The organism is Streptomyces boncukensis, from assembly GCF_011045075.1.
Taxonomy (GTDB): Bacteria; Actinomycetota; Actinomycetes; order Streptomycetales; family Streptomycetaceae; genus Streptomyces; species Streptomyces boncukensis.
Genome location: NZ_JAAKZZ010000135.1, coordinates 1 through 15855, shown reverse-complemented (window position 1 = coordinate 15855; position 15855 = coordinate 1). Strand labels below are relative to the sequence as shown.

The 15855-nt window shown below is 73.5% G+C and carries 14 protein-coding genes; 2 read left to right on the top strand and 12 right to left on the bottom strand.

What is annotated here, in order from left to right; all coding sequences use genetic code 11:
* From G5C65_RS15390 to G5C65_RS15355, 8 genes are all read right to left on the bottom strand, one after another.
* Positions 1 to 633 (bottom strand): serine/arginine repetitive matrix protein 2 (locus tag G5C65_RS15390; RefSeq protein WP_165299395.1); only part of this gene is annotated, 633 nt, incomplete at its 3' end.
* Between the two features lie 56 nt (positions 634 to 689).
* Positions 690 to 1835 carry an alcohol dehydrogenase catalytic domain-containing protein gene (locus G5C65_RS15385; protein ID WP_165299394.1) on the bottom strand — a complete coding sequence of 382 codons (1146 nt, stop codon included), beginning with the start codon at positions 1833 to 1835 and terminating at the stop codon, positions 690 to 692.
* Complete coding sequence (locus G5C65_RS15380; protein ID WP_165299393.1) at positions 1832 to 2131, bottom strand: putative quinol monooxygenase; 300 nt, start codon at positions 2129 to 2131, stop codon at positions 1832 to 1834. Before G5C65_RS15380 ends, G5C65_RS15385 begins: the two co-directional genes overlap by 4 nt.
* A gap of 7 nt (positions 2132 to 2138) precedes the next feature.
* Positions 2139 to 2768 carry a glycerol-3-phosphate responsive antiterminator gene (locus tag G5C65_RS15375; RefSeq protein WP_165299392.1) on the bottom strand — a complete coding sequence of 210 codons (630 nt, stop codon included), beginning with the start codon at positions 2766 to 2768 and terminating at the stop codon, positions 2139 to 2141.
* A gap of 16 nt (positions 2769 to 2784) precedes the next feature.
* Positions 2785 to 4338, bottom strand: coding sequence for an FAD-binding oxidoreductase (locus tag G5C65_RS15370; RefSeq protein ID WP_165299391.1), 1554 nt, complete (start codon positions 4336 to 4338; stop codon positions 2785 to 2787).
* The gene (locus G5C65_RS15365; RefSeq protein WP_165299390.1) at positions 4335 to 6080 is read right to left on the bottom strand and encodes an FAD-dependent oxidoreductase; all 1746 of its coding nucleotides are present in this window, start codon (positions 6078 to 6080) and stop codon (positions 4335 to 4337) included. The genes G5C65_RS15370 and G5C65_RS15365 overlap by 4 nt, the downstream gene beginning before the upstream one ends.
* Positions 6081 to 6082: 2 nt before the next feature.
* Positions 6083 to 7657: an FGGY family carbohydrate kinase gene (locus tag G5C65_RS15360; RefSeq protein ID WP_165299389.1), complete on the bottom strand. Its 1575-nt coding sequence runs from the start codon at positions 7655 to 7657 to the stop codon at positions 6083 to 6085.
* Positions 7654 to 9108 carry an MFS transporter gene (locus G5C65_RS15355; RefSeq protein WP_165299388.1) on the bottom strand — a complete coding sequence of 485 codons (1455 nt, stop codon included), beginning with the start codon at positions 9106 to 9108 and terminating at the stop codon, positions 7654 to 7656. Before G5C65_RS15355 ends, G5C65_RS15360 begins: the two co-directional genes overlap by 4 nt.
* Positions 9109 to 9391: 283 nt before the next feature.
* On the opposite strand from G5C65_RS15355, the gene G5C65_RS15350 reads away from it, so the two are divergent.
* Complete coding sequence (locus tag G5C65_RS15350) at positions 9392 to 10036, top strand: YHS domain-containing protein (RefSeq protein ID WP_165299387.1); 645 nt, start codon at positions 9392 to 9394, stop codon at positions 10034 to 10036.
* A gap of 10 nt (positions 10037 to 10046) precedes the next feature.
* Here the strand turns inward: G5C65_RS15350 and madM are convergent, their stop codons facing one another.
* The 3 genes from madM to G5C65_RS39250 are packed head-to-tail and all read right to left on the bottom strand — an operon-like array spanning position 10047 to position 14135.
* Entirely contained in the window at positions 10047 to 10811 is a 765-nt protein-coding gene (gene madM / locus G5C65_RS15345; RefSeq protein ID WP_165299386.1) for a malonate transporter subunit MadM, read from the bottom strand.
* A 1-nt stretch (position 10812) separates the two neighbouring features.
* On the bottom strand, positions 10813 to 11214 hold the full coding sequence (gene madL, locus G5C65_RS15340; protein ID WP_165299385.1) for a malonate transporter subunit MadL: 402 nt from the start codon (positions 11212 to 11214) through the stop codon (positions 10813 to 10815).
* 23 nt (positions 11215 to 11237) lie between these two features.
* The gene (locus tag G5C65_RS39250; protein ID WP_165299384.1) at positions 11238 to 14135 is read right to left on the bottom strand and encodes an AMP-binding protein; all 2898 of its coding nucleotides are present in this window, start codon (positions 14133 to 14135) and stop codon (positions 11238 to 11240) included.
* 146 nt (positions 14136 to 14281) lie between these two features.
* Here G5C65_RS39250 and G5C65_RS15330 point away from each other — a divergent pair, with 146 nt between their 5' ends.
* The gene (locus G5C65_RS15330) at positions 14282 to 14965 is read left to right on the top strand and encodes a GntR family transcriptional regulator (RefSeq protein WP_165299383.1); all 684 of its coding nucleotides are present in this window, start codon (positions 14282 to 14284) and stop codon (positions 14963 to 14965) included.
* Positions 14966 to 15029: 64 nt separating this feature from the next.
* Here G5C65_RS15330 and G5C65_RS15325 read toward each other — a convergent pair whose 3' ends face one another.
* Positions 15030 to 15689, bottom strand: coding sequence for an eCIS core domain-containing protein (locus G5C65_RS15325; protein ID WP_165299382.1), 660 nt, complete (start codon positions 15687 to 15689; stop codon positions 15030 to 15032).
* Positions 15690 to 15855: the final 166 nt, after the last annotated feature.

Below are 15855 nucleotides of genomic sequence, written 5' to 3'. Positions count from 1 at the left end.
CCACTGCGGCGGCGCGCTCCACGGTGACGGGGGCGCCCACACCGCGGTGCGCCGGGTCCGGTCGCGGCCCCGGCGCACGGCCGTGACGATGCTGATGGTCACGACCGCGGCGAGCGCGGCGAGCAAGAGGCCGATCCCCGCGACGACGCCCGCGACCGTGGCGCCGACCTCGGGCTTGTCCCCGAGCGCGAACGTCGCCTTCCGCTCCGAGGTGCAGCTGAGGGTGTACTCGCCGCTGCTGCCGGGCTTCACCTCGAAGACGCGCTCCCAGGTGCGCGATCCCGAGCTGACCACGAAGTCGCTGTCCGGGTGGGTCATGGACCCGGACGGCAGGCCCGGAATCCGGCAGTCGACCCGGCCCTTCCCGGACTGGGAGACGTAGATGGCCTTGGTCTCCCCCGAGGTGAGGCTGACGGTCCGCGAGCCTCCGCCGGGGAAGCTCCGGTCGGTGTCGATCGCGTCCACCGACTTCTTCATCGTCAGCCCGAGGACGGTGGCCCCGGCCCCGGCCAGGACGAGCGCCAGTACCGCGGCGACCACGTACCAGACGCGCCGCGGCCGGAGGTCCTTGGCCGGAATCCTCGGCGGAGGGGGCGGCGGGCCGCCGTTCGGTATATGCCCGTAGCTCTGCATGGACACAATGTCGCACAGCGCTGCCGCCGGGGTGCGGGCAGGCGCCCTCACGCGCCCTACCCGAGCAGGCCCGAGGTGTCGACGATCTGGCGGATCGCCGATCCGTCCGCCAGGGACTCCAGCGCCCCGTTGACGTCCGCGGTGGTCAGCGGCAGCGTCGCGGTGCGCATCTCCTCCACCGGCATCAGGCCCGCCCGCCACAGCGCGAGGAAGCGGGGGATGTCCCGGCGCGGCACCGCGTCGCCCATGTACGAGCCGATCAGCGACTTGCCCTCGCCCGCGAAGGCCAGCGCGGGGACGTCCTCCAGGGTGCGGTCGGGGGCCGGGAGGCCGACCGAGACGACGGTGCCGCCGCGCCCCACAGCCCGCAGGCACGCGGCCGTCACCGCGCCGCTGCCGACCGCCTCGAAGGCGAAGTCGGCGCCGCCCCCCGTCAGCGCGGCCACCGCTTCCTCCGCCTCGTCCGGCGCGCAGGCGTGGCCGGCGCCGAGCCGGAGCGCCAGCTCCCGCTTGCCCGGCACCGGATCCACCGCGATCAGCGGGTACGCGCCCGCGGCGCGCGCCCCCAGCACCGCCGAGAGCCCGACGCCGCCCAGGCCGTAGACGACCGCCGACTGGCCGGGCCGCAGCCCCGCCGTGTTGACGACGGCGCCCGCGCCCGTCAGCACCGCGCACCCGAACATCGAGGCGACCTCGAACGGGATGTCGCGGGGGATCGGGACGAGGGACTCGCGCGCGACGACCGCGTACGAGGAGAACGCGGACACCCCCAGCTGGTGGTGGACGGTCCGGCCGGCCGCGTCGCGCAGCAGGGACGGGCCGTGCAGCAGCCCGCCGGAGCCGTTCGCCGCCGCGGCGGCCGGGCAGAGCGCGGGGCGCCCCTCGGCGCAGCGCGCGCAGCGCCCGCAGCTCGGGACGAAGACCAGCGCCACATGGTCCCCGGCGGCCAGGTCCCCGGCGGCGGGGCCGGTCTCCTCGACGACTCCGGCCGCCTCGTGGCCGAGGGCCATCGGCAGCGGGCGCACCCGGTCCCCGTTGACCACCGACAGGTCGGAGTGGCACAGCCCGGCGGCGGCGACCCGGACCAGCACCTCGCCCTCGCGCGGCTGGCCCAGCTCCAGCTCCTCGACCTCCAGGGGCCGGCTCGTGCCGTACGGGCGGGCCGCGCCGGCGGCGCGCAGCACGGTCGCCGCGGTCCTCATGCCCCCTCCTCCCTCGGGGTCAGGCGCAGCACCTCGCGCTCCTCCAGCAGCGGGACGACCCGGCCCAGGACGAGGTCCTGGAAGTGCTCGCTCGCGCAGTGCGCTTCGAAGTCGGCGGCGGTGCCGTACTCCTCGTACAGGACCACGGTGCGCGGGTCCTCGGTGCTCTGGTGCACCCGGTACTGCCGGTTGCCCGGCTCGCGCCGGGACGCCTCGGCCATGGTGTCCAGCAGCGCCAGCACCTCGTCCTGCCGTCCGGGCAGGGTGCGGTAGCGGGCGACGACCACATAGGGCATGGCGGGATCAGCTTTCTGTCGGGGGCGGGAGCTCGTCCCGGGTGAGGTGCCACAGCCGGGGCGTGGAGGAGGCTGCGGCCACGGCGCCCAGGCCGAGGGCCTCCGCCGCGTCGCCGGGGGACTGCACGAACCCGGCGGCGACGAACGGCGTCATCGCGCGCAGCGCCTGCGGGCTCATCCTCGGCACGATCGGCGCGGGCATGACCTCGACCAGGTCGGGCAGTCCGCGCGCGACCGCGTCCAGGCTGCGGTTGAGGTTGGACCGGTCGGTCACGAAGACCTTCATCATCGTCAGCAGTCCGAGCGGCCGGCCCTTCTCGATGAGCGAGAGGCGGGTGCTGACGACGCCCGCCGCTCCCATGTGCTTGAGGAACTCCAGGGCGCCCCGGTCCTGGGCGAGACCGGGGCTGGAGTCGACGTTCACGAAGACCGTCTTGCCCGCCCGTCCCAGCGCCGGGACCACCTGCGGCAGCTTGCCCACCGGCACCGAGGCGAGGATGCACACGCTCGCCGGCGCGGTGAGGAAGTCCCGCAGGGGCTCGGAGCCCACGACCGAGGCGACGACCGGTACCTTCGCGAACGCGGTGGACAGTCTCCGGTCGGGGGCTGCGGCGCTGGGCCGGTGCTGGGGCTTCATGGCAGAGGGTGTCCTGTCAGGTCAGGGGAGCGGTCCCGAAACGGCTTGGCAGGCCCAGCTTGCCAGGGTTGAGAATCCCGTTCGGGTCCAGTGCTTCCTTCACGGCCGTGAAGGTCGCGAATCCGGCGCCCAGCGCGTCGGCCAGATACGGGCCGCGCAGCAGACCGCAGCCGTGGTGGTGGCTGAGGGCCGCGCCGTGCCGCAGCAGCACCGCGTTGGCCGCGTCCCACACCGCGCGGTACCACGCGCGGCGCTCGGCGGGGTCCACCTCGCCGCGCAGCGAGAAGTAGACGCAGGCGCCGTCGGTGTACGCGTGCGACTGGTGCGCGGAGGCCGCCAGGGTGCCGGGCACGGACTGGATGGCCGCCACCACCTCGTCGTACACCACCGGCAGGTCCCGCCAGGACGCGGCCATCTCCAGGGTGTCGGCGACGAAGCCGGGGCCGTGCGAGAAGCCCTCCGAGGACTTGCCCACCAGCATCCGCTCGTCCAGCCAGCGTGCGAAGACCGCCTCGCTGTCCAGCTCCGGCCCGTACGCCTCGCACACCTCGCGGCTGACCTCCAGCGCGGCGTCGACCAGCACCGGGTCGCCCTCGTCGGCGATGAGCAGCAGGTTGGTGTCCGGCTGGCCGAAGTGGACGCCGCTCTCCAGCGTGTCGTAGAGCCGCAGCACCGCCGGGGTCGCGCCGCGCTGCAGGATGCGGCGGCACGCCTGAAGGCCCTGCGCGAAGGTGTCGAAGCCGAACGCCAGCGCCTTGGCGTACTCCGGCAGCGGGTGGACGCGCAGCCGCACCGCGACGATGACGCCGAGGGTGCCCTCCGAGCCGACGAACAGCTGCCGCAGATCCGGGCCGACGGCGGCGCGCGGGTAGTCGCCGTAGGAGGCGCGGGTGCCGTCGGCGTGCACGACGTCGACGCCGACGACCATGTCCTCGATCTTGCCGTACCGGGTGGAGAGCTGGCCCGCGCCCCGGCACGCCACCCAGCCGCCGACGGTGGACAGCGCGAAAGCGGACGGCCAGTGCCCGGTGGTGACCCCGTACGTCTCCTGCAGCTCCTTCTCGAAGACGTCGCCGAACACCCCGGCCTCGACCTCCACCACGTTCGACTCGGGGTCGAACGACAGGATGGAGTCCAGCCCGCACAGGTCGAGCACGACGCCGCCGAAGACGGGCAGCGCGGCGCCGGTGACGTTCGAGCGCCCGGCGGACGCGGTCACCGGGATCCCCGCGGCGTCGCAGATCCGCAGCACGGCCGCGACCTGGTCCGCCTCGGTGGCCTCCACCACCACCGCGTCCGGTGTCGCGGGCCGCCCGTCGGTCTCGCCGATCATCGAGCCCGCCCACCAGTCCCGGGTGCGGGTGACGACCTCCTCGCGCCCGGTGTGCACGGCCTTGGCGACCGACCGGAGCTGCTCCACGACGGCGTCCGGCACGGCCACCGGGGCGCTCTGCAGCGCCGCGGGCCCGTCCCCGACCGGGGTGCGCTTCGCCCACCCGGCGGGGCTGGGGGCGCCCACGGTGTACTCGCCCCGGTTGAAGGGGTGGGTGATGGTCTGGCGGCTGATCATGCTGCTGCTCCTTCGCGGTCCTGGAACAGGACCGTCTTCTCGTGGCGTATGGAAGCCAGGTAGTCGGAGACCTGCCGCTCCACCTGCTCGTCGGTCAGGCCCAGCTCCTTGCCGAGCAGCGCGCCCACCTCGGGCGCGGCGTCGGCGGAGGCGTCGCGCGCGAACAGCCGGGCGCGGGTACGGCGCGCGAGCACGTCGTCCACCGAGCGCGCCAGCTCGGCGCGCGCCGCGTAGACGACCTCGGCGCGGGTGTAGGGCAGCCCGGCGACGACCGGCTCGGCGAGCGAGGGGTCCTGGGCGATCAGGTCGTGTACGAAGCGGGCCTCGGTGCCGTACCGCTCGCCCAGGTGCGCGGCGAGCCCGCCGGAGGCGGCGACGGCCTCCGCGTCGTAGCCCGCGCCGCCCAGCAGGGGGAGGTGCACGGTGCGGGACTTCGGGGCCGTCCGGCCCCTGCGGCCCAGGACGCCCAGCACCTTGTCGATCACCAGCTCGCCCATATGGCGGCTGGTGGTCAGCTTGCCGCCGGTCACGGTCACCATGCCGGTCGGCCCGACGGTGATGCGGTGGTCGCGGCTCATGTCGAGGGTGGCGCCCTCCTTGCCGCCGACCAGCGGGCGCAGCCCGCCGATGGAGCCGACCACGTCGTCGGGCGACAGGTCCGCGTCGAACGCCGTGCGCGCGCCCTCCAGCAGGAACTCCATCTCCTCCCGGGTGCAGTGCACGTCGTCGACCGAGCCCCGGTAGTCGTTGTCCGTGGTGCCCAGCACCACCGTGTCGCCCCAGCGGGTGCAGGTGGCGCGGCGCGCCCGGCCCGGGATGGGGACGGTCACGGTGCAGTCGATCCGGAGCTTGTGCCAGGGCACCACGATGTGCACGCCCTTGGCGGGGCGCACCTGGCCCTCGTGGCGCGCGTCGGCCAGCGAGTCCACCTGGTCGCTCCACACGCCCGTCGCGTTGACGACCGCCTCCGCGCGGATCTCCACCTCGTCCCCGCCGGTGCCGCCGCCGGTGCCGCCGCCGCTGCCGCCGCCGTCGGGGCCGCTGATCACCGCCCGCGCGCCGCACGCCCGGCCGCCGCTGTCCGTCAGCAGTCCCGTCACCCGCGCCCCGTTGAGCACGGTGGCGCCCAGCGCCGCCGCCGTACGGGCCACCGTCAGCGTCAGCCGGGCGTCGTCGGCGCGGCTGTCGAAGTACAGCAGCCCGCCGGTGAGGTGCTCCGCGCGCAGCGTCGGCGCGTGCGCCAGCACCTGCGGGACCGTCAGCCGCTGGTGCAGCTTGCCGATGCGCCAGCCGCCCACCAGGTCGTACGTCCACAGCAGGCCCTCGAAGCCCTTGGCGAGCCGCGGGTCGAATATCCCCTCCTGCTCCAGAACGGGAAAGAGGAAGGGCAGCCGGTGCACCAGGTGCGGGGCGTTCCTGCGGAAGCGGTGCCGCTCCAGCAGCGAGTGGCGGACGAGGTTGACGTTGCCCTGCTCGATGTAGCGCAGTCCGCCGTGCACCATCTTCGACGACTTGGACGAGGTGCCCGAGGCGAAGTCGTCCTTCTCGACCAGCGCGGTACGCAGCCCGCGCGAGACGGCGTCCAGCGCCGCGTACACCCCCGTGATGCCGCCGCCGACGACCAGCACGTCGAACCGGTCGTCCGCGAGCTGCCGCGTGGTCCGCTCCCTGTCGAGCAGCAGCGCCGTGCGCCGTGTGGCCCGCGCCGAACGGCTCGGCCTGCGGGCTGGCATGGTGATCACAATCAACTCCCGGTAGTGCGGTGCGGCGGCTGGTCCACCGCCGCGGATAGCGCGGGAAGGGGCTCGCCCAGATGCGCCGCCAGCAGCGCGCGCCACTCGGCCCGCTGCCCTTCCCGTACGTCGTCGCCGGCCGTCGGCTCGAAGACCTCTCCGACGGGCTGCGCCCCGACGACTTCCTCCAGCGAGGACCACAGCCCGGTCCTCACCCCCGCCAGATACGCGCTGCCGCGCAGGCTCGCCGTCGCCGAGTCCCCGGCCCGCTCTAGCGGCATCCCCGTGAGGTCGGCCTGGATCCGCATCAGCGGATCGCTGCCCGACACCCCGCCGCCGACGCGCAGCCGGCGCAGCGGCCCGCGCATGGTGGCCGCCACCCCGTCGACCAGGTCGCACACCGAGTGCGCGATCCCCTCCAGCACGGCGCGCGCCAGCTCGGCGCGCGTGGTGGCCAGGCTCAGCCCGCCCAGCGCAGCGGCCGCCTCGGGCCGCCAGACGGGCACCCGGACGCCGGCCAGCGCGGGCACGAAGTACGGGCCGCCGGGTCGGAAGCCCCGGCCGTCCGCCAGCTCCCCGACCTGTTGCGGCGAGCTGAAGATCCCCATGTCCTCGCAGAGCCAGCGCAGCGCGGAGCCGGTGGCCGAGCAGTACGCCTCCAGGGCGTACCGGGTGGCGTCGCCCTGCCGCCAGCCGGGCTGCGCCAGCACCCCGGAGATCCCCTCCCGGGGCAGCGCCGCCGCGTGCCCGGTGGTGACGTCCACGAAGGTGCCCGTCCCGTACACGCACATGCCCTGGCCCGCCTCCAGCCCGCCCAGCGCGAGCAGCGCGGCGTGCTGGTCCCCCATGGAGGCGGCCAGCGGTACGGAGATGCCGAGCGTGTCGGCGTCGGTGTGCCCGAACCCGGCGTCGTCGGCGCACAGTTCGGGCAGCAGCCCGAGGGGGAAGCCCTGGTGGCCGATCCACTCGGTGTCCCAGGCGTGCTCGCGCAGCAGATAGCCGCCGGTGGCCGCCGCGTTGGTGGCGGTGGTGGCGTGCGTGGCGCCGCCGGTGAGCCGCCAGATCAGCCAGGTGTCGACGGTGCCGAACAGCAGCCGTCCCTCGCGGTGCGCCGCGGCGGCCTCCGGCCGCTCGGCGATCTGCCGCGCCGCCCACAGGAAGGGGGCCCGCGAGCCGACCGGCCGCCCGGTGCGGGCCAGCAGCACGGAGTCCCAGGCGGCCTCGTACGCCGGCAGCTCCCGCGCGTAGCGGCGGTCCTGCCAGACGACGGCGGGCGCGAGGGGCAGCCCGCTGACCCGGTCCCACAGCAGGGCCGTGGCCCGCTGGGTGGCCAGCGAGACGGCGGTGACCTCGGTGCGCTCCGCCGCCGCCAGGGCCTGTCGCGCCACGTCGAGGGTGGCCGCCCACAGCTCCATCGGGTCCTGTTCGACGGAGAGCGGGTCCGGGTGGCCGACCGTCAGCGGCCGGTAGTGCACCGGGCCGGCGGATCCGTCCTCGTACACGATCCCGGCCCGGGTTCCGGTGGTGCCCTCGTCGACGGCGAGGATCCCGCGCCGTGCCGGGGACGCGCTGCTGTCGGGTGTCACACGGACCTCGCCTTCTCGCCGGGCAGGGCCGCGGCGGGCGCTTCCCCCGCCGCGGGCTCGTGAGGTGTCTCCTCGGCACGCGTGGGGTCCCACTTGATCGCCAGGCAGGTCGCCATGCCGAGCAGCGGCACCACCGACAGCACCAGGAAGGTGTCGCCCATCCCGAGCCGGTCCTTGATCTGCGGGAAGACATACAGCCCGATCACGCTGCCCAGGCTGCCGATCATTCCGGTGACGCCCGTGCCCAGCGCCCGCACATCGCTGCTGTACGACAGCGCGGCGATGGACTTGCCGTTGGCGCCGGGCCCCGCCGAGTGGCAGAGGATGAACAGCACCGGCAGACAGAAGGCGACCACGAGCGGGGCCCTGCCGAAGGTGAGGCCCATCAGCACGAGCGCGACGAAGACCCCGCCGAAGCCCCAGGCGGAGCTCATCCGCAGTCCCATCCGGCGCCCGCAGTACGCGGAGGCGAGCCCGCCCGCGATGCCGACGGCGTTGAAGACCATCGAGCCGAGCGTGGCCTTCTCGAAGCTCTCGCCGAAGATCGTCAGGCTGATCACCGGCAGATACCAGCCGACGGCGAAGTACTGGAGCGCCTGTCCGAGGGAGATCGCCGAGGAGAGCAGGGTGCGCGGCAGATAGGCGCCCTTGAAGAGCAGCCCGGCGTCGCGCAGCCCCACGGAGGGCGCCGCGCCCTCGGCGGGGCCGGCGGCCCCCGCGGCCCCCGCCGCCGCGGGGTCGGCCACCGCGTCGATCCCGTAGATCCGCCGCAGGTTGCGTACCGCCTCCTCCAGCCGTCCCCGGCTCGCGAGCCACGCCGGGCTCTCCACCAGGAAGACGTACTGCAGGACGAGGAGCAGCGCGGCGATCACCCCAGCCGAGCCCAGCGACCAGCGCCAGATGTCCTGGCCGACGTCGAGCTGGTAGAAGCCGAGCGCCAGCAGCAGGTTGCCGGTCGTGGCGCAGTACCAGACGGCCTGCCACAGGTTGAGCCGCCCGCTGCTGGCCTTCGGGGTGTACTCGGCGAGCAGCGCCATGGCGACGGCGAAGTCCACGCCGTAGGCCATGCCGACGAGCACCCGGCCGAACCACACGGTGGTGAAGTCCCCCGCGAACGTGGCGAGCAGGGCGCCGGCCACGGCGAGGAGCTTCGCCAGCAGCAGCGGCGGCACCCGGCCGATGCGGCTGGCGAGCCAGCCGCCGACCGGGTTGAAGATGATCGCCAGAAAGGGCGCGGTCGCCGTCAGCACGGAAATCTGGGTGCTGCTCAGATCCATCTGGTCGGTCATCGGGCCGAGGCCGGCGCTGAGTGCGGCGTTCGCGTAGGCGTCCAGAAAGAGACCGCCGAATGCCAGATACCAGGTGATGCGCGAGCGGCCGGTGACCCTTTGCAGCCCGTCGATGAGCGCAACGATGTCGGCGACGCCTTTGACGCTCGGCCGTTGTGCCATAAATCCGCCTTAGAGGAGGACCTGTCCGGTGGCACAACGTGAAAAGCAGACACAGCAGAACCACCGACAGGTGGTCTGAGTCTGTGCCTGCCTAGAGCTACGCCCAGCGGCGTAGCGGGAAGTACGACGAAAAGGTAAGGACGCTCGGACGGATACGTCAAGAGTTTTCCGGCTACTTCCCCGGGAGCAACGGGAAGGTCCACCCTCCGACGGATGCGGCGTATACCCCGCCGGGGCATCGTGGCCCGTGCGTAACCAGCCGATCGCACGACGGGAGTACGGAATGCTGCTGATCGAGGTCTCGGTGCCGAGGGGCGCGCTGAGCGAGGCGGAGCGGCAGGCGCTGGGGCAGCGGCTCGTCGACACGCTGATGGCGGAGGACGACAGCCACGCCGTCGAGCTCCTCGAAGCCCAGCGCACCCTCACCCAGGTGCTCGTGCACGAGCCCGCCACCTGGGTCCTCGGCCGGCGGCCGGCGGCCGATCCGGCGGATCCGCCGCGCTATCTGGTGCGGGTCACCGTCCCGGCGTCCTGGCGCAAGGAGATGAGCGCCTACACCGTGGAGACCGTCACCGGTGTCCTGGCCGAGACCGAGCGGGCCGCCGGCCGGGACCCCGAGCGGCTGCTGCGCGAGCCCGACGCGGTGGTCCTGGTGGACGGCGTCCCCGAGGGCGGCGTCGGCATTTACGGCCGGGTCATGGGCAGCCTGGACCTCACGGAGCTGATCTCCCGGCCGTACCGGGACGGCGCGGCCGCCCGCCCGGAGCCGGAGACGCCGCGCGGCACCCTCGTCGACCCGGTCTGCGGCATGCGCGTGGACCTCGAAGCGTCCACACTCACCCTGGTGTACGAGGGAACCCTGTACGGCTTCTGCCACGGGCTGTGCCGGAGGTCCTTCGCGGACGAGCACGGGGTTCCCCTCGGCTGAACGGGGCGGCTCAGCCGCCGACGATCGCCCGCAGCGTCACATACAGCACCGAGGGGCCCAGCAGACACCCTACGCCGGTGTAGAAGGTGGCCGTCATCGCGCCGTACGGCACCAGCCGCTTGTCGGTGGCCGCGAGTCCGCCGGCCACCCCCGAGGTCGTGCCCAGCAGCCCGCCGAAGGCCATGGCCGACTTCGGGTTGTTCAGCCCGATCAGCGGGGCGATCAGCGGCGTCCCCACCATCACCACCACGGACTTGACCAGCCCCGCGGCCACGGACAGCGCGATGACGTCCGAACTCGCGCCCACCGCCGTTCCGGTCACCGGGCCGACGATGTACGTGGCGGCGCCGGAGCCGATGGTCGCCAGCGACACGGCGTCCGTATAGCCGAAGAACGCGGCGACGACGGCGCCGGCGACGAACGAGGTGACCACTCCCAGCAGGATCGACAGCGCGCCCGACAGCCCGGCCCGCCGGATCTCCCGCAGATCGACGCCGTAGGCGGTGGCGACGATCGCGAAGTCCCGCAGCATCGCGCCGCCCATCAGGCCCAGCCCGGAGAAGACGGCGTAGTCGGCCAGCCCGTCCTCGCCGCCGGTCGCCTCACCGCCCCAGTAGGCCAGCCCCAGGCCGAGCAGGATGGCGATGGCCGAGCCCTGCAGCCGGCCGTGCGTCAGCTTCCTGGACAGCCACCCGGAGAGCAGCATCAGGGCGCCGACCACCGCGAAGGCCACGACCAGGTTGTTGTCCTCGAAGACCGAGACGAAGCGGTCCATCTCACGCCTCCTGCTTCTCGTGCTCGGTGAGCGGCGGCAGCGGCTCGGCCGTCCCGCCGATCCGCGCCACCGCGGGCACCAGCGCCGCGCCCGCGGCGAGCGCGGCGAGGCCCGCCAGGATCGCCATCGGCCCGCCGGTGACCGCCTTGGCCACGTTCTGGGTGGCGGCCATGGCGATGACGATCGGGATGTACATCGCGCTCCAGAAGAGCACGCCCTGCGCGGTGGCCTCGGGGAACCTGCCCTTGCCGCGGAGCCAGTGGGTGACGAGCACCAGCATGATCATGGCGAAGCCGACTCCGCCGACATTGGCGTCGACACCGACGGCGACACCCAGCAGTTCACCGATGAGCGTGCCCACGAGCAGGCACACCGCCAGCGCTGCCACTCCATAGAGAACCATCGTCCACTCCGCACTGAGAGACTTCAGAGGATCTTCGCGTCCGCGTCGGCGAACAGGCCGCCGTAGCGCTCGCGCAGTTCGGCCTTCTGGACCTTGCCCATGACGTTGCGCGGCAGCGCGTCGAGGAAGCGCACCGCACGCGGGTGCTTGAACCGGGCCAGGTCCCGTGCCGCGAAGGCGAGCAGCTCCTCCGCCCCGGGCCGCCGGCCGGGCGCCGGCACCACGACGGCCACCACCGACTCGCCGAAGTCCGGGTGGGGGACGCCGATCACGGCGGACTCCAGCACATCGGGGTGGGCGTCGAGCACGTCCTCGATCTCCTTGGGATAGATGTTGTACCCCCCGGAGATCACCAGGTCCTTGCCCCGGCCGACAATGCACAGATAGCCGTCCTCGTCGATACGGCCCAGGTCGCCGGTGACGAAGAAGCCGTCCGCGCGGAACTCGGCCGCGGTCTTCTCGGGCATCCGCCAGTAGCCGGTGAAGACGTTGGGGCCGCGGACCTCCACGCTGCCGATCTCCCCGTCGGGCAGCTCTCGCCCGGTCTCCGCCTCCACCACCCGGATCTGGACGCCGGGCAGCGGCGGGCCGACGGTGCCCGGCTTGCGCGGCCCGTCGTAGGGGTTGCTGGTGTTCATACCGGTCTCGGTCATCCCGTAGCGCTCCAGGATGGCGTGCCCGGTACGGGCCTCGAACGCCTGGTGGTCGCCGGCGAGCAGCGGGGCCGAGCCGGAGACGAACAGCCGCATGGCGGCGCAGGACTCCGCGGTCAGCAGCTCGCTGCGCAGCAGCCGGGTGTAGAAGGTGGGCACCCCCATGAGCACCGTGGCCCGGGGCAGCAGTCCGGCGACCGCCGCGGTGTCGAACCCGGGCAGGTAGTACATCGAGGCACCGGTCGTCAGGACCAGGTTCGCGGCGACGAAGAGCCCGTGGACGTGGAAGACCGGCAGGGCGTGGATCAGCCGGTCCGCCTCGGTGAACTGCCAGGACTCCCGCAGCGTACGGCAGTTGGAGGCGAGGTTGCCGTGGGTGAGCACCGCCCCCTTGGAGCGGCCGGTGGTGCCGGAGGTGTAGAGGATGGCCGCCGGGTCGTCGGCCGAGGCGGCGAAGACCTCCGCGCGGTGGCCGTCGTCGTCGAGTGTTTCGCCGCCGTGCGGTGCGCCGTCGAGCAGGGTGCCGTCGCCCCGGGCGCCGAGCGTCTCGACGACGAGCCCCTCCGGCGCGCCGTCCGCGTGATCGGCGCTCCGGCCGGGGGAGCAGACGAGCACGCGGGGCCGGGCGTCGTCGAGGAAGTACGCCATCTCCGCGCCGGTGTAGGCGGTGTTGAGCGGCAGGAAGACGCCCCCGGTCCGCAGCGTCGCCAGGTACAGCGCGACGGCCTCCGGGGACTTCTCCACCTGCATCGCCACCCGGTCCCCGGGAGTGACGCCGTCGGCGACCAGCCGGGCGGCGATCCGCCGCACCGTCCGGGCGGTCTCGCGGTAGGTGACGCACCGGCCGTCGGGCAGCTCGAAGAGCACCTTGTCCGGGTGCCGCTCCGCCTGCTCGGCGAAGGACTGGTAGACGGTCCTGAAGGGTGACACCGGGGATTTTCCTCTCTCGTCGTCCGGATCCGGGAGGGCGTTGCGCAGCGGCCCGCCGAGCGCCACGGTGCGGCGGCGGACGAAGTCCTCGTGGTGGCGCTCCAGCTTCCCGGGCTCGTAGCGGTAGTTGATCATCGCGCCGTAGGACTGCCGCCACGCGTGAGCGGATCCGTCCGCCGGCCAGTTGAGCCGCCAGGCGGTGGCCCCGTTGCCCAGGTGGAAGCGCGCGACCGGGTCGAGCGGGGCTCCGTCGGCGCGCCGCTCGGCGGTGATGTACCGGGCCAGCGCGGGGATGAGGCGGGCACGGATCCGCGCGACGTCCGCAGCGGGGAGGTCCGCCGGACCCTGTGCGCCGGCCAACTCCCCTGCGAGCGCCCGCAGACCGGGGCTCCCGGTCTGCGCGTCGAGCCAGCTCCGGAACCCCGGGACGGGGGAGAGCGTGGCGAACTGCGCCAGATGCGGCAGGTGCCGCCCCACCTCCTCGATGACCTGTTTGATGAGGAAGCTGCCGAAGGAGACCCCGGCCAGCCCGTCCAGGGCGTTGTTGATCGAGTAGAGCGCGGCGGTGTCCGCCTCCGCGGGGCTGAGCGCCGGGCCGGGCTCCAGCAGCGGGGCGATGCGGTCCGGCAGGCCGCGGACCAGCGCCACCTCCACGAAGATCAGCGGTACGTCCCCGGTGGCCGGGTGGAAGAAGGCGTAGACCCGGCGGTCGGCGGGCCGCAGCCGGCGGGCCAGCTCGTCCCTGTCCGCCATCGGGTGGACCCGCTCGCCGCGCAGCAGATGGCCGTGGAGCTCCTCCGGCGAGTCCCAGGTGATCTCGGCCATCCGGAGGAAGCCGCGGTTGAACCAGGAGGTGAGCAGGTGGTGGAAGTCGTGGTCCAGGGGCCGCAGTTCGGGGTGGTCGCGCATCAGCCGGCGCAGGTCGGCGCGCATGCCGACCAGCGCAGGAGTGGCGTCGGGCGCGTGGTTCATCCGGCGGAGCAGCTGCTGGCGGGCCGGTTCGACCGCGTCGAAGAGCCGGACCAGCTCCTCCTCGCCCGCCCGGCCCGCCGCCCTGGCGCCCTCCCAGCCGTGGAAGGCGGCGCGGACCCGGTCGGCGTCGACGCCGTAGGTTCCGGTGATGTGGGCGAAGAAGGCGCGCTTGCCGCCGTCGCCGAGCGCGCCGTAGGCGGTGAGCGCGCGGGCCGCGACCGCGCGCGTGGAGGCTTCGCCCACGTCGCTCGTCAGGACCTGGCAGGCGGCGAGCAGTTGGTCCAGCGGGGAGCCGGGCCCTTCGGGGTGCCGGCGTTCGAGGGCCCGGAACAGATCGCTGAGCAGCCAGCCGTCTTGGCGTTCCATCCCGGTCCCCTCCATGTGTCCGTCCCCGCAGCACTGACGTCACATACATCAGAGCGTGTGATGTATATAACAGCGGAACCGTAGGACACATGAGCCGGATCCGCTACCCCTGTGCAGCCGGATAACCTGGGCGCTCGGAGGTGCCCATGGTTCGAGTACCGGAATCCCAGCGCGTGCGGGACGCGTTGGAGAACGCCGTCGTCGACGGCCGCTACCGGCCCGGCGAGCGCCTGGACCCCGCGCGGCTGGAGCGGGAGTTCGGCTGCTCCCGTACCCCGGTCCGCGAGGCGCTCCAGGCCCTGCAGCGGTCCGGGCTGGTGCAGATCCGCCCCAAACAGGGCACCTATGTCACCGAACTGAGCGTCTCCGAGCTGGCCGAACGCTTCGAGGTCATGGCCGAGCTCGAAGGGATGGCCGCGCGGCTGTCAGCGCGGCGTATCGAGCGGGCCGCGCTGGACGACCTCGACAGCGCCCTGCGGGAGTGCGAGACGTACGCGAAGGCGGGCGACGCCGACCGCTACTACTACGCCAACGCCCGGTTCCACGACGTCGTCTACGACTCCTGCGGCAACGAGTATCTGCGCCAGCAGACGCGCGCGCTCAAACGGGCCCTCCAGCCCTACCGGCGGCTGCAGCTGCGGGTACCGGACCGGATGCGGCGCTCCCTGGCCGAGCACCGTGCGATAGCCGACGCGGTCGCCGCCGGTGACGCCGAGGCCGCGGAGGACGCCGCCCGCGACCATGTCCTCGTCCAGGTCAAGGAGTTCAGCCAGCTCGTACGGACCTGGCGGCACCTGACGGAGCGGGCGGATCCGGCGCGCTCCGGCTGACCGCCCGCGACACACGCGGTGCCGCGGACGGGCGGAGCGTCACGGATAGCGCCCGCGGCGCGGCCTATTCCGCTTCCGCGTCCTCCGCGAGGCCCTGGGCCTGGAGGGAGGGGGCGGTCTTCGCCCCCGCGGCGAACGCGCTGCCGTCGGTGTCCGCCATCCGCTCGGAGCGCTGGTTCGGGTCGGTCAGGTTGACGCCGTCGATGGTGATGCTGCCCGTCTCGGGGACGTTCCTGAGGTTCTGGTTCAGGTGGCTGCCCTCGTGGCCGACGAGATCCGCCCGCTGGAGACCGCCCGGCGGGAGGAAGACATGGGCGCCGAGCGTCATGGCCTGGGCCCCCATGGCCGAGAGCGCGCGCTGTGCCACCGCGTTGTCGTGGAGCCGGGCGGCGGACAGGCTCTTGTTCTGGTAGAACGACTCCAGCTTTCCGAGCAGCGGGTCCGGGATCTGCCTGCCCGGGGACTTCGTGGCTTCGTCGACCAGCTCGGCCCCGCTCGCCGCCTCGGCGCCCGCGTGGTCGTGACCGCAGCCCGCACCGTGCACATGCTGGTCCTCGTCGAGCAAGCGGGCGACGGCGCGGTTGCCCACGGAGCGCTGCAGCGCCGTGACGGCCGCGGGGGTCAGCGGCCCCCGCACTCCTGCTCCGGGCCCGGCCTCCGCCGGGCGAGGCGTCCGGGCCGTGCTCGCCGCCTTCTCACCGGGACGTTCCTCATGGGCGTGCATGGCGGTCCTTCGCTCTGCGGTCCTTCGCTCTGCGGCGCGTGAGGTGGAGGCGGCCGCACGAGGGAGCGGCCGCCTCCACTCCCTGTTCTACGCACCCGTGCCCGGCTCCGGCAGGGCCGTTGGGGCAGCCTTTGGGGACGCCCCGGGCGCCGCCGGGGCCGCGGGG

Coding starts and splice junctions, on each gene's coding strand:
- G5C65_RS15385 (WP_165299394.1), bottom strand. CDS start 1,835: ATGAGGACCGCGGCGACCGTGCTGCGCGCCGCCGGCGCGGCCCGCCCG.
- G5C65_RS15370 (WP_165299391.1), bottom strand. CDS start 4,338: ATGATCAGCCGCCAGACCATCACCCACCCCTTCAACCGGGGCGAGTAC.
- G5C65_RS15375 (WP_165299392.1), bottom strand. CDS start 2,768: ATGAAGCCCCAGCACCGGCCCAGCGCCGCAGCCCCCGACCGGAGACTG.
- madL (WP_165299385.1), bottom strand. CDS start 11,214: ATGGTTCTCTATGGAGTGGCAGCGCTGGCGGTGTGCCTGCTCGTGGGC.
- G5C65_RS15325 (WP_165299382.1), bottom strand. CDS start 15,689: ATGCACGCCCATGAGGAACGTCCCGGTGAGAAGGCGGCGAGCACGGCC.
- G5C65_RS15380 (WP_165299393.1), bottom strand. CDS start 2,131: ATGCCCTATGTGGTCGTCGCCCGCTACCGCACCCTGCCCGGACGGCAG.
- madM (WP_165299386.1), bottom strand. CDS start 10,811: ATGGACCGCTTCGTCTCGGTCTTCGAGGACAACAACCTGGTCGTGGCC.
- G5C65_RS15350 (WP_165299387.1), top strand. CDS start 9,392: ATGCTGCTGATCGAGGTCTCGGTGCCGAGGGGCGCGCTGAGCGAGGCG.
- G5C65_RS39250 (WP_165299384.1), bottom strand. CDS start 14,135: ATGGAACGCCAAGACGGCTGGCTGCTCAGCGATCTGTTCCGGGCCCTC.
- G5C65_RS15330 (WP_165299383.1), top strand. CDS start 14,282: ATGGTTCGAGTACCGGAATCCCAGCGCGTGCGGGACGCGTTGGAGAAC.
- G5C65_RS15355 (WP_165299388.1), bottom strand. CDS start 9,108: ATGGCACAACGGCCGAGCGTCAAAGGCGTCGCCGACATCGTTGCGCTC.